This is a genomic window from Bradyrhizobium sp. WBOS07 (assembly GCF_024585165.1).
Classification (GTDB): Bacteria; Pseudomonadota; Alphaproteobacteria; order Rhizobiales; family Xanthobacteraceae; genus Bradyrhizobium; species Bradyrhizobium japonicum_B.
Window position 1 is genome coordinate 4,928,947 of the sequence record NZ_CP029008.1, and the last position, 13,446, is coordinate 4,942,392.

Annotated in this window: 12 protein-coding genes; 3 read left to right on the top strand and 9 right to left on the bottom strand. The window is 64.8% G+C overall.

All coding sequences use genetic code 11. The features are described from left to right. Window positions 1-2: 2 nt before the first annotated feature. Together DCM79_RS23505 and DCM79_RS23510 are read right to left on the bottom strand one after the other, a co-directional pair. A complete protein-coding gene (locus DCM79_RS23505) occupies window positions 3-926 on the bottom strand; it encodes a CoA ester lyase (protein ID WP_257176564.1) in 924 nt (307 codons plus the stop codon). 2 nt (window positions 927-928) lie between these two features. Continuing rightward, entirely contained in the window at window positions 929-2,095 is a 1,167-nt protein-coding gene (locus DCM79_RS23510; RefSeq protein ID WP_257176565.1) for a CaiB/BaiF CoA-transferase family protein, read from the bottom strand. A 442-nt stretch (window positions 2,096-2,537) separates the two neighbouring features. On the opposite strand from DCM79_RS23510, the gene DCM79_RS23515 reads away from it, so the two are divergent. Then, window positions 2,538-2,882 carry a hypothetical protein gene (locus DCM79_RS23515; RefSeq protein ID WP_257176566.1) on the top strand — a complete coding sequence of 115 codons (345 nt, stop codon included), beginning with the start codon at window positions 2,538-2,540 and terminating at the stop codon, window positions 2,880-2,882. Between the two features lie 352 nt (window positions 2,883-3,234). Next, window positions 3,235-3,912: a ParA family protein gene (locus DCM79_RS23520; RefSeq protein WP_025032179.1), complete on the top strand. Its 678-nt coding sequence runs from the start codon at window positions 3,235-3,237 to the stop codon at window positions 3,910-3,912. A gap of 189 nt (window positions 3,913-4,101) precedes the next feature. Here DCM79_RS23520 and DCM79_RS23525 read toward each other — a convergent pair whose 3' ends face one another. The 5 genes from DCM79_RS23525 to trxB all read right to left on the bottom strand — a co-directional run bounded on the left by DCM79_RS23525 (window position 4,102) and on the right by trxB (window position 8,100). Then, window positions 4,102-4,248: a hypothetical protein gene (locus DCM79_RS23525; protein WP_155253294.1), complete on the bottom strand. Its 147-nt coding sequence runs from the start codon at window positions 4,246-4,248 to the stop codon at window positions 4,102-4,104. A 152-nt stretch (window positions 4,249-4,400) separates the two neighbouring features. Further along, on the bottom strand, window positions 4,401-4,547 hold the full coding sequence (locus tag DCM79_RS23530) for a hypothetical protein (protein WP_257176567.1): 147 nt from the start codon (window positions 4,545-4,547) through the stop codon (window positions 4,401-4,403). A gap of 288 nt (window positions 4,548-4,835) precedes the next feature. Then, window positions 4,836-5,744: a 4-hydroxy-tetrahydrodipicolinate synthase gene (gene dapA / locus DCM79_RS23535; protein WP_257176568.1), complete on the bottom strand. Its 909-nt coding sequence runs from the start codon at window positions 5,742-5,744 to the stop codon at window positions 4,836-4,838. A 461-nt stretch (window positions 5,745-6,205) separates the two neighbouring features. Beyond that, window positions 6,206-7,129 (bottom strand): LysR family transcriptional regulator, encoded by a 924-nt coding sequence (locus DCM79_RS23540; RefSeq protein WP_028134465.1) that lies wholly within the window; start codon window positions 7,127-7,129, stop codon window positions 6,206-6,208. Window positions 7,130-7,134: 5 nt separating this feature from the next. Further along, window positions 7,135-8,100, bottom strand: a complete 966-nt coding sequence (gene trxB / locus DCM79_RS23545; protein ID WP_028134466.1) for a thioredoxin-disulfide reductase — start codon at window positions 8,098-8,100, stop codon at window positions 7,135-7,137. A gap of 264 nt (window positions 8,101-8,364) precedes the next feature. On the opposite strand from trxB, the gene DCM79_RS23550 reads away from it, so the two are divergent. After that, window positions 8,365-8,844, top strand: a complete 480-nt coding sequence (locus tag DCM79_RS23550; RefSeq protein WP_028178740.1) for an Lrp/AsnC family transcriptional regulator — start codon at window positions 8,365-8,367, stop codon at window positions 8,842-8,844. A 364-nt stretch (window positions 8,845-9,208) separates the two neighbouring features. Here DCM79_RS23550 and greA read toward each other — a convergent pair whose 3' ends face one another. Together greA and carB are read right to left on the bottom strand one after the other, a co-directional pair. Then, the gene (gene greA, locus DCM79_RS23555; protein ID WP_018643807.1) at window positions 9,209-9,682 is read right to left on the bottom strand and encodes a transcription elongation factor GreA; all 474 of its coding nucleotides are present in this window, start codon (window positions 9,680-9,682) and stop codon (window positions 9,209-9,211) included. Between the two features lie 206 nt (window positions 9,683-9,888). Next, on the bottom strand, window positions 9,889-13,353 hold the full coding sequence (gene carB, locus DCM79_RS23560; protein WP_257176569.1) for a carbamoyl-phosphate synthase large subunit: 3,465 nt from the start codon (window positions 13,351-13,353) through the stop codon (window positions 9,889-9,891). Between the last annotated feature and the right edge of the window lie 93 nt (window positions 13,354-13,446).

The window sequence follows — 13,446 nt, forward strand, 5'->3', positions numbered from 1 at the left end:
GTTTAAGATCCTAGCGCGATGATCCGGCGCGCCATGCGCACATTGGCATAGTCGATCATCTTGCCGTCCAGCGTCACCGCGCCCTGGCCGTTTGCCTCCGCCTGCTCCATGGCCTCGACGATCCGCCGCGCCTGTTCCAGCTCCGCGGCCGACGGCACGAAGGCGCGCAGCGTCGGCTCGATCTGGTCGGGATGGATGACCTGCTTGCCGTCGAACCCCATCACTGCTGCCTTTTGCGCGCTGCCTTCGGTCAGCCTTTCATCGCGGAACGCGCCGCAGGGGCCGTCGATGGCGAGGAGGCTGCGTGCGCGAGCGGCGACCAGCAGGCGCATCATGGGATAGGCGAACAGGTCGAGCGGCGCCGTGGCATAGCCGCTTTGCGCCGATCCGACGTGGCGGTAGCCGTCCGGCGACACGCCGATATCGGAGGTGCGGGCGCCGATCGAGGCCGCGAAGTCGCCGACGCCGAGATGCAGCGCGGCGACGCTGTCATGGCAGGCGGCGAGCGCATCGACATTGACGAGGCCGAGCGCGGTCTCGATCAGCAATTCCAGCGTAACAGGCGTGGCGCGATCCGGCGCGGCCGCGCGCAAGCGATCGGCAATCGCAACGATGTCGCTCGCGCGCTCCGCCTTCGGCACGATCAAGGCATCCAGCCGCGGCAGCGCCGCCAGCGCGCGGATTTCCTCCGCGATGAACGGGCTGTCGACGGCGTTGATCCTGACCGTGACGCGCTTGTTGCCCCAGTCGAGCGCGGCGAGGGCTTGCACGGCCTCGCCAAGCGCAAGGCTCTTCTCGGACGGCGGCACCGCGTCCTCGAGGTCCATGAACACCGCATCCGCCATCGAGGCCGCAGCCTTGGCGACGAGACGGGCGCGATGCGCGGGGACGGCGAGATAGGCCCGCGTGGGCCGCTGCTGCGCCATCGTCACGGCTCCTTCACCAGGCCGAGTTCACTGATGATGGCCGCGTTGTGCTGCCCCACGTCCGGCACCGGATCCATCCGCGGCTTCAGGCCGGGAATGGTCAGCGCGGGCAGGAAGCTCATCACCGGCCCGCACGGCGATCCCACGCTTTGCACGCGCGAGCGCGCATGAAGCTGCTCGTGCGCCAGAAACGCCTCGACCGAGTTCAGATGCGCGTTGGCAACCCCGGCCTCGTCGAGCAGCCGCAGTACTGCCTCGCCGGTCATCGCGGCAAAGTGCTGCTCGATATGCGCCTGCAGCTCGTCGCGGTTCTGCATCCGCAGCGGATTGGTGAGGAAGCGCAGGTCGTCGGCGAAATCGGCATCGCCGAGCACGATGCGGCACAGCGAGCGCCATTCCCGGTCGTTCTGGATGCCGAAGAAGACGGTCGCGCCGTCGCCGACCCGGAACGGGCCGTAAGGCGCGATCGTGGCGTGCCGGGCGCCGGTGCGCGGCAGCGGCCGGCCGGTGCTGTGGGTGTAGAAGGCGGGATAGCTCATCCAGTCCGTGATAGAATCGAACAGCGAGGCCTGGAACGCCGTGCCCTTGCCGGTCCGCTCGCGGCGGTACAGCGCCATCAGCACGCCGTTGAGGATGTACATGCCGGTGGCGATGTCGACCACGGAAAGCCCGACCTTGGCCGGCTCCGCCTCGGTGCCGTTGATGGCGAGCACGCCGGCCTCGCACTGGACCAGGAGGTCATAGGCCTTCTTGTCGCTGTAGGGGCCGCCGGGGCCATAGCCCGAGACGTCGCAGGCGATGATGCGCGGATACTTTTGGAGCAGCGATGCCGCGTCGAGGCCGAGCCGCTCCGCCGCGCCCGGCGCGAGGTTCTGGATGAACACGTCGGCCTGCGGCAGCAGGGCGTCGAGCACCTTGCGGCCGTCCTCGCTCTTGATGTCGATGGCAAGGCTTTCCTTGGAGCGGTTGGTCCAGACGAACTGGCTCGACATGCCGTTCATCACGTGGTCGTAATCCCGGCAGAAATCCCCGCTGCCCGGCCGCTCGATCTTGATCACCCGCGCACCCCAATCCGCGAGGTGACGGCTCGCCAGCGGCGCCGCGATCGCCTGCTCCAGCGAGACCACCGTGACGCCCGACAGCGGCAGCTCCGCTTCGTTCCCTTCCATGCAACCTTCTCCTCGCGTGCGCTTTTCGACCGGCGCAGGAGACAAGCCGGCCACCCCACGCGCATCTTCTTGATGCTGCCATGATGCCCCTGTTTTGCCCGACAAGTCAAACAAGGCTTCGCTTAATCCTAAAAAATGTCGAGCGATTACCGTGACTTGGCTACTGTGCATGGGGTTGTTTTCGCAGTTTTTGTGGGAGGAGGCCGTCTTTCCCCGCGCGCAGCAGTCATCCTCCGCGAAGGCGGGGGATCCAGTACGCCGCAGCTTCTCGGGGAACGTCCGGAGTCTCTGGATACTGGGTCACCCGCCCTTCGCGGGTGACAACAGCGCTGGAGGTGGCCTGTTGCCGAGACCGCACAGCTTGCGGCTTTCGCATCTCCCTCCGTTGCCAACGAACAGCGGTTCACCCACTATCCGCGCGACTCGACATGTGGGGGATTCGATGCCGGCGCTTCGCTTCAAGACATCCTTGGCTGCTGCAACCCTCGCCATGGGCCTCGCCGTGCTGGTCCAGCCCGGCGCCGGCTTCGCCTACACCCAGGAGGAGCAGCAGGCCTGCACGCCGGATGCGATGCGGCTGTGCGGCGAGTTCGTTCCGAACGTCGATGCCATCACCGCCTGCATGATCAGGAAGAAGACGCAGCTCTCGCCGCAATGCCGGGTGTTCTTCCGTCCCGGACCCGAGCCCGGCGAGCAGCGTGCCGGCAAGCCGACCAACATCGCGCCCAAAACCGCGAAGAAGAGCGCCAAGCCGGCGGCCAAGAAGAAGAAGACCAGCGACAGCTAACGCAGCGGCCGCGTTCCTGTTTCGAAACCTCGTAAGGTAACGGACTCCTTTTGTTCGCGCAGGGCGGCGCGGGCTTGCGGCATTGACGAGAAAGGCGCGACGGAAAAGAGTCGGAGACGGATATGCGCGGCGAGGTTGCATTCCGCTTTGATATCGAAGGAATGCTCAAAAAACGCACACAACGCAGCGTCTGATGGCGGCTCGTGTCGCGCTTCGCACGTCGCAGTGTGACTCAAAAGCCAGCACGCCTTGTTATTTCGTGACCGCAGCGCAACTCTCGATAAATTTATCTTTCACGAATCAGCGCGGTGATTCATTTTCGCGGCCTGGGGTCAATCTGGAGGCCGAAGGTATGAACGTTATTGTTTTTGCATCGCGTAAAGGCGGCTCGGGCAAGAGTACCCTCGCCGCACATCTTGCCGCACAGATCAAGGCGAGCAAGCAGGTCATGCTCGTGGACGCGGACCCGCAGGGCTCGCTGACGCTGTGGCACAAGCTGCGCGGCACCAACGAACCGCCGATCAAGGCGGCCGTGAACTCCGTCAGCGGCATCGTCTCCGCTGCCAAGCGCGACGGTTATGAATGGGTGTTGATCGACACGCCGCCGAACCTCTCGGCCGTGGTCGACGACGCGATCAAGAACGCCACCATGGTGGTGATTCCCGCCCGTCCCGGCGTGTTCGACGTCAACGCGGTGCAGGAGACCATCCAGATGTGCCGCGCCGCGCGCAAGCCCTATGCCGTCGTGCTCAACGGAGCGCCGGCCAAGCGCGACGAAGCCGAGAGCCCGATCGTCACCATCGCCCGCGAAGCCCTGGCGAAATTCCGTGCGCCGGTGTGGGGCGGCCAGATCACCAACCGTTCGGATCTGCTGATGGCGCTGAGCCACGGCGAGGGCGCGCGGGAGTATCAGGCCGAGAGCCGTGCGGCCCAGGAAATCGCAAGGCTGTGGGCGGCGATCGAGCGTTCAGTGAAGGCCATTCGCGGCACGGCGTCGGCGTCCGGCGCAATGCACAAGCAGGCAGCCTAATTTTTTATAAATCATTCCCCGGACGAAAAACGCGCGGTGTCCGCGCGTTTTGCGTTTCTGGATGATGGGCCGTCATGCCCGGGCTTGTCCCGGGCATCCACGTTCTCGCCGTCATGTCGAAGTCCGTGGATGGCCGGGACAGGCCCGGCCATGACGACGAGGAATGAGAGCTGAACTGCAAGCCGAAGCTTACGCCACCATCAGCATGTAGAACACGATGACCGGCGACAGCGTGAGGATCACCGACCAGATGCCGACGGCCCAGAGAATGTCCTCGGTGGTGAAGCTCTGCTCGGTGGACAGCTTGCCGTATCCGGCGTCGAAATGCGACGCCATTTCATTCTGACTATTCACAATACGCCCCCGCGATTTCTTCGCTTATGGGCGTGAACGATACCCGGGATGTTTTAAGATTCCGGCTTGCAGGCTGCTGCGCATTTTGAACGCATTTGTGACGGCCGTTTAACCATCCGCGCGCGCTGCCGCCTTCAAGCCAGCCAGATCCGAAACAGCAGCACCGGCATCAGGCCGAGCATCACCGCCCAGAACCCGAACGACGAAACGACGAGAATTCCCTGCAAAAGATCGGCCGGCGCGAATTGCCGGGCGGCCGTCGGCCGGATGCGATGCCCCATGATCATTCCCCCTCTGAGAAGCTCTTGGCGAGCAACGATAGGGACGGATGCGTAAACGAGACGTGGATGCGCCATGCGGCAGTCGCGAAGGGTGTTGGGGCGCGGTTAACCAAGGGAGGCGCGCTATCGCTCCCTCTCCCCCATTTTTTTACGGGAAGAGGGTTGGGGGGAGGGGCTGCCTCGGCAAACACGGTCAGAGTTGGACTCGCGGAGGCTCCCCCTCACCCGGGATTTTGCGTGCGCAAATTCCGGCCTCTCCCCGCAAGCGGGGAGAGGCGAACGAAGCCGCTACGCCGCGATCTTCGCCCTCCGCTCGATCTCGCGATCGATCGCGGCGGCGAGCTCGCTGCTGACTTCCACCATCGGCAGGCGCACTTCGGGGCTGTCGATCAGGCCGCATCGCCACAGCCAGTACTTCGCCGGCGCCGGGCTCGGCTCGGTGAACAGCAGGCGCGTCAGCTCGGCAACCTCCTGCCAGCGCGCCTGCGCCGCCTCGTGGTTGCCGCGCTTGTGCTCGGCATAGACGGCCGCAAAGGTCGCGGTCTCGACATGCGCCGACAGCACGATGCCGCCGTCGGCGCCGTCGGTGAGCGCCTCGAAATAGTTTGCATCCTCGCCGGTGAGCACGCGGAATTGCTTCGGGCGGTCGCGCAGCAGCGCGATGGATTGCTCGCGGCTGGCGCCGCAATCCTTCAGGCCCACGATGTTCCTGTGCTCGGCGAGCCGCAGCATGGTCTGGTTGGTGATGTTCACCGAGGTGCGATAGGGAATGTTGTAGAGCGCGAGCGGCCACGCCGCGTGATCGGCCAGCGCCTCGAAATGCGCCAAGAGGCCGCGCTGTGAGGGCCGCACGTAATAGGGGCTCGCGATCAGATAACCGTCGATCGGCCAGTCCGCGGTCTCGTCGAGACGGTCCTGCAGCCGCGCGGTGTCGGCGCCCGACAGGCCAAGGCAGACCGGCAAGGTGTGGCGGCCGGCCGCCATCTCCTCGCTCACGACCGCGACGAGACGTTCGAGCTCGGCCTCGCGCAGCGTCATGCCTTCGCCGGAGGTCGCGCCCAGGACGAAGCCGTCGATGCCTTGCGCGCTGTAGTGCCGCGTCAGCCGCCGCAGCGACCGCTCGTCGAGGGCGCCGTTGTGGAACGGCGTCACCAGCGGCAACCACAGCCCGTGCAATTGTTCCTGTAGTCCAGTCATGTTTCCATCTCCTTCTCGGGAAAAAGACCTGAGACGGAGGGCACATGAAAAAACCCCGTCCAGGCGGCGGGGTTTTCGAAGATTTGCAGCGATGACGAAGCTTGCTAGTGCGCGCAAAAATCCGAGGCCCCGGGATGGGGGCCTTTTTTCGAGGCGACGGCCTCGAACGAGATTGCGCACGACTTCGTGATCATTGGCAAATGATGCGGGGTATGCGTGGAACTGTCAATACACGCGGAGGGCGAAGGCCGATCTGCACGAAAAAAAGCCGGACCCGAAGGCCCGGCTTAGGTATTGGCCACGTGAGGCCGACACAATCACCTTCCAAGAGGGATTACTGAACTCCCGCGCCACTGGAGGAGGGGGACAAATGCGCAACGCGAAGGCTCAGCGTGCAAACAGTATGGGCTTGACGAGCGGCCTCCAGCAACAGCCGAGGCCGCATGTCAGTCATGCGGAAATTAGGACGGCCAGCGCTGCGCCTTGCTGACCACGAAGTCGCGGAACACCTGCACGCGCGCCACCGTCTTCAGCTCCTCGGGATAGACGAAATAGGTATCGAGCTGGATCGAATCCGACTCGCCGAACAGCTGCACGAGTTTGCTCTGTTCCTCGACGAGGTAATCGGGCAGCGCGGCGATGCCGAGGCCCTGCTGACAGGCGCGCACCAGACCGAGGATGTTGTTCACCCTGAAATAGGCCTCGCGCGGACCGGAGCCGTTGCGCCCGGCTTCGACCAACCAGTTGCGGTTCTGCAGATGCGGCGCGAAGTGGCCGTCGGCGAGCGTGATGATGCGGTGGGAGTCGAGCTCCTCCAGCGTGCGCGGCGTGCCGAAGCGCTTGATGTATTCCGGCGAGCAATAAGCGTGGAAGCCCATCGCGAACAGCTTGCGCTGGATCAGATCCGGCTGCGTCGGCTTGCGGGTGCGGATGGCGACATCCGCCTCGCGCATCGACAGATCGAGCTCCTCGTCGGTGACGATCAGCGAGATGCGAATCTCGGGATAGAGCGCGGTGAACTCGCCGAGCCGCGGGATCAGCCAGTTGATGCCGACGCCGGGCGTGGTGGTGATCTTGAGGTCGCCGCTCGGCCGCTCGCGGCTGTCGGTGAGTTTGGCGCGCGCCGCCTGCAGCTGCATGAACACGTCATGCGCGGTGCGGAACAGCAGGTCGCCCTGCTCGGTGAGGATCAGGCCGCGGGCGTGGCGGTGGAACAGCGAGACCGAAAGCTCCTGCTCCAGCGCCGAGACCTGGCGCGACACCGCCGATTGCGACAGGCCGAGCTGCTCGCCCGCATGCGTGAAGCTGCCCGCTTCCGCCGCTGCGTGAAACACCTTCAGCTTGTCCCAGTCCATATCCGTAAATCCGTCGCGTGTTCGAGGCATGATCGTTATTCCGCTGCCGCGCGCTCGCTGGCGCGCAGGGCCAAGAAACGTTCGGCCTCGAGCGCTGCCATGCAGCCGAGGCCTGCGGCCGTCACGGCCTGGCGATAGGTCTCGTCGGCGACGTCGCCGGCGGCGAACAGGCCGGGCACCGAAGTGGCGGTCGAGTTCGGGGCGACCTCGACATAGCCCGACGGTTTCAGCTTGATCTGGTCTTTCACGAGCTCGGTCGCCGGCGCGTGGCCGATGGCGATGAAGACGCCGTCGGTCTTCACGTCCGTCAGCGCGCCGGTCTTGACGTTCTTCAGGCGGACATGGGTGACCTTGTTCGGGTTCTCGGTGCCGCAGATCTCGTCCACGGCGGAGTCCCAGATCACCTTGATCTTCGGATGCTTGAACAGGCGCTCCTGCAGGATGCGCTCGGCGCGGAAATGATCGCGGCGATGCACGATGGTGACCTGCGCGGCGTGGTTGGTGAGGTAGAGCGCTTCCTCGACCGCGGTATTGCCGCCGCCGACCACGACGACGTCCTTGTTGCGGTAAAAGAAGCCGTCACAGGTGGCGCAGGCCGACACGCCGCCGCCCTGGAACTTGGCTTCGGACGGCAGCCCGAGCCAGCGGGCTTGCGCGCCGGTGGCGAGAATGACGGCGTCGGCGAGGTAGACGTCGCCGGAGTCGCAGGTGAGGCGGAACGGCCGCTGCGCCGTCTCCAGCTTGGTGACCAGGTCGGTGACGATCCGGGTGCCGACGTGGACCGCCTGCTTCTCCATCTGCTCCATCAGCCAGGGGCCCTGGATCACGTCGGCGAAGCCCGGATAGTTCTCGACATCGGTGGTGATGGTGAGCTGGCCGCCGGGCTGGATGCCCTGGATCAGGATCGGCTCGAGCATCGCCCGCGCGGCGTAGATCGCCGCCGTATAGCCGGCGGGGCCGGAGCCGATAATGACGACCTTTGCATGAACGGGAGCGGACATTTCGATGGACGCCTTTCACGGGGGATTTGCAGCGCGGGCGCGGAACATGCCGGGAGGCGTTGCGGGGCGCTGAAATGTCAGAGCTAATCTAAGCCTTCTGGTGAGCTATGCAAGAATTGCATTCCCTATCGGCGGATTTTTCCAACAGGGAACAAAACTCGATTGCGATGCACGCGCAATAAAATTGCGCTGGCGCTGCAGACTGGTTATGAGGATTGCGACAAGCCACCCAATACCGCCGTAAAGGCCAGGAGTTCCAATCACGTGTCGCGGAACCTAGACGAGATCGACCTGAAAATTCTCACCGAGATTCAGGCCGACGGTCGAATCACGAATGTCGAGCTGGCCAAGCGCGTCGGCATCTCGCCGCCGCCCTGCCTGCGCCGCGTCCGGGCGCTGGAGGAGGAGGGCTATATCCACGGCTACCGCGGCCTGTTGGACGCCCGCAAGCTCGGCTTCGACGTGACCGTGTTCGCCGCCGTGCACCTGTCCAGCCAGGCCGAGGCGGATTTGCGTGCCTTCGAGGACTTCGTCCGCGCCGAGCCGCTGGTGCGGGAGTGCTGGATGCTGTCTGGCGAGGTCGATTTCATCCTCAAATGCGTCGCCCCCGACATGGCGACGTTCCAGGATTTCGTCACGCATCTGACGGCGGCGCCGCACGTCCGCAACGTGCGGACCTCGCTGGTGCTGCACAATTCAAAATATGAGGCGGCGGTGCCGCTGGATGTGAAGGGGCGGAGATAGGAGCGCGTTCTCGTGCCCCGGACGCAGCGCAACGCCCCCCTTGGCGGTGCGCTGCAGAGCCGGGGCCCCTGTCGCGGCGACTTCCCGTGCCGCCTTCTGGGTCCCGGCTCTGCGCCGCAACGCTCCGCGTTGCAGCGCGTCCGGGACACGAGAGTGAGGGGCGACGCTGCACCAACGCCGTCATTGCGAGGAGCTCTTGCGACGAAGCAATCCAGACTGTTTCGCGCAAAGATTCTGGATTGCTTCGCTGCGCTCGCAATGACGTGTAGTGAGAGCTGAGCGCCTCGCGGGCCGAGCCGCACGCCGAAACAAAAAAGGCCGCGCATTGCGCGGCCTTTTCGTAAAGTAGCGCAGCGGCAAATCTCTACCGCCACTCCACCTTAGTGATCTCATACGCCTTGGCGCCGCCGGGTGCGTTGACCTCGACGGTCGATCCCTTCTTCTTGCCGATCAGCGCGCGCGCCAACGGCGAGGTGATGGAGATGCGGCCCTTCTTGGCGTCGGCCTCGACCTCGCCGACGATCTGCCACACCGTTTTCTTCTCGGTGTCCTCGTCGACCAAGGTCACGGTGGCGCCGAACTTGATGGTGTCGCCGGACAGCTTCGAGATGTCGATGATGTCGGCGCGCGCAAGCTTGTCCTCGAGCTCGGCGATGCGGCCTTCATTATGCGACTGCTCTTCCTTCGCGGCGTGATATTCCGCGTTCTCCGACAGGTCTCCGTGCGAGCGCGCTTCCGCGATATGCTCGATGATGCGCGGACGATCTTCCGACTGGCGCTTCTTCAATTCTTCCCCGAGCGCGACAAAGCCGGCCTGGGTCATCGGAACCTTTTCCATCTCTTCTCTCGTCCTTCAGCTGCGCGCCCCACAAAGACGGGGGCGCGGCAACCTTGATTCGTCGGTATTCCCGGGGCTGAACCGCGCCCACTGGGAGCTATGTGGGTCTGGTGCCGGAACAGAACAACCCACATGGCCGGACAGTTCCTCCGGCCATTGTGGCTTCATTGCCAATCACTTAGCGGCAGTTTCACCGCCGCTAGCAATCAGGTTTCCGAAAAGTAGCTCTGCAGGGTACGAACCTCAAGGTCCCCGCCCAGATAGGCCCGGATGCCCTGCGCGGCCGCCACGGCCCCGGAAAGAGTGGTGTAATACGGCACTTTATGCAAGAGGGCCGCGCGCCGCAGCGAACGGCTGTCGGCCAGCGCCTGCGGGCCTTCCGTGGTGTTGAAGACGAGCTGGACGTCGCCGTTGGTGATGGCGTCGACGATGTGCGGCCGTCCTTCCAGCACCTTGTTCACCTTCTCGGTCGGGATGCCCTGGTCGGTCAGGAAGCGCTGCGTGCCGGAGGTCGCCAGCACCTTGAAGCCGAGCGAATGCAGCTCGCGCACCGCCTCGGCGATCCGCGTCTTGTCGCTCTCGCGCACCGAGACGAACACGGTGCCCTTGCGCGGTACCCGCGTGCCGCCGCCGAGCTGGCTCTTGGCGAAGGCGACCTCGAAATTGCGGTCGATGCCCATGACCTCGCCGGTCGAGCGCATCTCGGGGCCGAGCACCGTGTCGACGCCGGGGAAACGCGCGAAGGGGAAGACCGATTCCTTGACGCCGACGTGCTTGAGCTTCGCCTTCTTCAGCTTGAAATCGGCGAGCTTCTCGCCCGCCATGATGCGCGCGGCGATCTTGGCGACGGGGGTGCCGACCACCTTGGCGACGAAGGGGACGGTGCGGGAGGCGCGCGGATTGACCTCGAGCACGTAGATCTCGCCGTCCTTGATCGCGTATTGCACGTTCATCAGGCCGACCACGTCGAGCCCGAGCGCGAGCTCGCGGGTCTGACGCTCCAGCTCCTCGATCATCTCGGGCCCGAGCGAGTGCGGCGGCAGCGAGCAGGCGCTATCGCCGGAATGGATGCCGGCTTCCTCGATGTGCTCCATGATGCCGACGATGAAGGTGTCCTTGCCGTCGCAGAGGCAGTCGACGTCGATCTCGGTGGCATCAGACAGATAGCGGTCGAACAGCAGCGGGTTCTTGCCGAGCACGGTGTTGATCTGCCCGGTCTTGTCGTTCGGATAGCGCGCCTTGACGTCGGCCGGCACCAGCTCCGGCAGGGTGCCGAGCAGGTAGTCGTTGAGCTGGTTCTCCTCGCGGATGATCTGCATCGCGCGGCCACCGAGCACGTAAGACGGCCGCACCACCAGCGGCAGGCCGAGATCGGCGGAGACGAGCCTGGCCTGCTCGACCGAATAGGCGATGCCGTTCTTCGGCTGCTTGAGGCGAAGCTTGTCGAGCACGCGCTTGAAGCGGTCACGGTCCTCGGCCAGGTCGATGGCATCGGGCGAGGTGCCGAGGATCGGCACTTCGGCGGCTTCCAGCGCGCGTGCCAGCTTCAGCGGCGTCTGGCCGCCGAACTGCACGATCACGCCGTGCAGCGTGCCGTTGCTGCGCTCCTTGGCGATGATCTCCAGCACGTCCTCGGCGGTCAGCGGCTCGAAATAGAGCCGGTCGGCAGTGTCGTAGTCGGTCGATACGGTCTCCGGATTGCAGTTGACCATGATGGATTCATAGCCGGCATCATGCAGCGCGAAGCAGGCGTGACAGCAACAATAGTCGAACTCGATGCCCTGGCCGATCCGGTTCGGCCCGCCACCGAGAATGATGACCTTCTTCTTGTCGGACGGGGTGCTTTCGTCCGCCGGCGCGCCCGCGAACGGCGCCTCGTATGTCGAATACATGTAGGCGGTGGGCGAGGCGAATTCGGCCGCGCAGGTGTCGATGCGCTTGTAGACGGGGCGAACGCCGAGTGCATGGCGCTTCGCGGTGACCTCGGCTTCCGTCGTCTCGGCGAGCACCGCGAGCCGTGCGTCGGAGAAGCCCATGGCCTTGAGCGTACGCATGCCGAAGGCGTTGCCGGGCAGGCCGTGCTTCCTGACCTTCTCCTCCATGTCGACGATGCCGCGCATCTCGCCGAGGAACCAGGGATCGATCTTGCAGGACTTGAAGATGTCCTCGTTCGACCAGCCGAGGCGCATGGCCTGGGCGACCTGAAGAATGCGGTTCGGCGTCGGCGTGCCGAGCGCAGCGCGGATCGCGTTCTTGTCGTCGTCGCGGCCGAGGCCCTCGATCTCGATCTCGTCGAGACCGGTGAGGCCGGTCTCGAGCCCGCGCAAGGCCTTCTGCAGGCTTTCCTGGAAGGTGCGGCCGATCGCCATGACTTCGCCGACAGATTTCATCGACGTGGTCAGCGTGGTGGAGGCGCCGGGGAATTTCTCGAAGGCGAAGCGCGGGACCTTGGTGACGACGTAGTCGATGGTCGGCTCGAACGAGGCCGGCGTGGCGCCGCCGGTGATGTCGTTGGCGATCTCGTCGAGCGTGTAGCCGACCGCGAGCTTGGCGGCGACCTTGGCGATCGGGAAGCCGGTGGCCTTCGAAGCCAAAGCGGAAGAGCGCGACACGCGCGGATTCATCTCGATGACGACCATGCGGCCGTCTTCCGGATTGACGCCGAACTGCACGTTGGAGCCGCCGGTCTCGACGCCGATCTCGCGCAGCACCGCCAGCGAGGCGTCGCGCATGATCTGGTATTCCTTGTCGGTCAGCGTCAGCGCCGGCGCCACCGTGATGGAATCGCCGGTGTGCACGCCCATCGGATCGAGGTTCTCGATCGAGCAGACGATGATGCAATTGTCCTTCTTGTCGCGCACCACCTCCATCTCGTACTCCTTCCAGCCGAGCACGGATTCTTCGATCAGCACTTCGTTGGTGGGAGACGCATCGAGGCCGCGCTCGATGATGTCGAGGAATTCTTCCTTGTTATAGGCGATGCCGCCGCCGGTGCCGCCCATCGTGAAGGAGGGACGGATGATCGCGGGCAGGCCGATCTCGGACAGCGCCATCATCGCCTGTCCGAGCGCGTATTCCTGGTAGCGCTTGCGGCGATCGCTCTCGCCCAGCGTCCACTGCCGCTCATGCTCCTCGAGCGCGGCACCGGAGAGCTTTTCGCGCTCGGCGAGGTACTTGTCGCGGAACGACTTCTTCAAGGCCGAGGCGTTGGCGAGCCGCGACTTCGGCGTCTCGAGCCCGATCTTGGTCATGGCCTCGCGGAACAGCTGGCGGTCTTCCGCCTTGTCGATGGCGTCGGCGGTCGCGCCGATCATCTCGACGTCGAACTTGTCCAGCGTGCCCTGGCGGCGCAGCGACAGCGCGCAGTTCAGCGCGGTCTGTCCTCCCATCGTCGGCAGCAGCGCAAAGCCGCCGGGAATGACATGACGTTCCTTCTCAATGATCTTGGCGACGATCTCGGGCGTGATCGGCTCGATATAGGTCGCATCGGCCAATTCCGGGTCGGTCATGATCGTGGCCGGGTTGGAATTGACGAGGACGATGCGGTAGCCCTCTTCCTTCAGCGTCTTCACCGCCTGGGTGCCCGAATAGTCGAACTCGCAGGCCTGGCCGATCACGATGGGGCCGGCGCCGATGATCAGGATGGTGGTGATGTCTGTACGTTTGGGCATCAACTCTCGCCGAAGTGGAATTTGGGCACAAAAAAAGGGCGCGCTGCTGCGCGTCCCTGTGGCCGAGAGCGCGGTGGTCTCCCCTCGCGCGCG

Coding starts and splice junctions, on each gene's coding strand:
- DCM79_RS23505 (WP_257176564.1), bottom strand. CDS start 926: ATGGCGCAGCAGCGGCCCACGCGGGCCTATCTCGCCGTCCCCGCGCAT.
- DCM79_RS23510 (WP_257176565.1), bottom strand. CDS start 2,095: ATGGAAGGGAACGAAGCGGAGCTGCCGCTGTCGGGCGTCACGGTGGTC.
- DCM79_RS23515 (WP_257176566.1), top strand. CDS start 2,538: ATGCCGGCGCTTCGCTTCAAGACATCCTTGGCTGCTGCAACCCTCGCC.
- DCM79_RS23520 (WP_025032179.1), top strand. CDS start 3,235: ATGAACGTTATTGTTTTTGCATCGCGTAAAGGCGGCTCGGGCAAGAGT.
- DCM79_RS23525 (WP_155253294.1), bottom strand. CDS start 4,248: ATGGCGTCGCATTTCGACGCCGGATACGGCAAGCTGTCCACCGAGCAG.
- DCM79_RS23530 (WP_257176567.1), bottom strand. CDS start 4,547: ATGGGGCATCGCATCCGGCCGACGGCCGCCCGGCAATTCGCGCCGGCC.
- dapA (WP_257176568.1), bottom strand. CDS start 5,744: ATGACTGGACTACAGGAACAATTGCACGGGCTGTGGTTGCCGCTGGTG.
- DCM79_RS23540 (WP_028134465.1), bottom strand. CDS start 7,129: ATGCCTCGAACACGCGACGGATTTACGGATATGGACTGGGACAAGCTG.
- trxB (WP_028134466.1), bottom strand. CDS start 8,100: ATGTCCGCTCCCGTTCATGCAAAGGTCGTCATTATCGGCTCCGGCCCC.
- greA (WP_018643807.1), bottom strand. CDS start 9,682: ATGGAAAAGGTTCCGATGACCCAGGCCGGCTTTGTCGCGCTCGGGGAA.
- carB (WP_257176569.1), bottom strand. CDS start 13,353: ATGCCCAAACGTACAGACATCACCACCATCCTGATCATCGGCGCCGGC.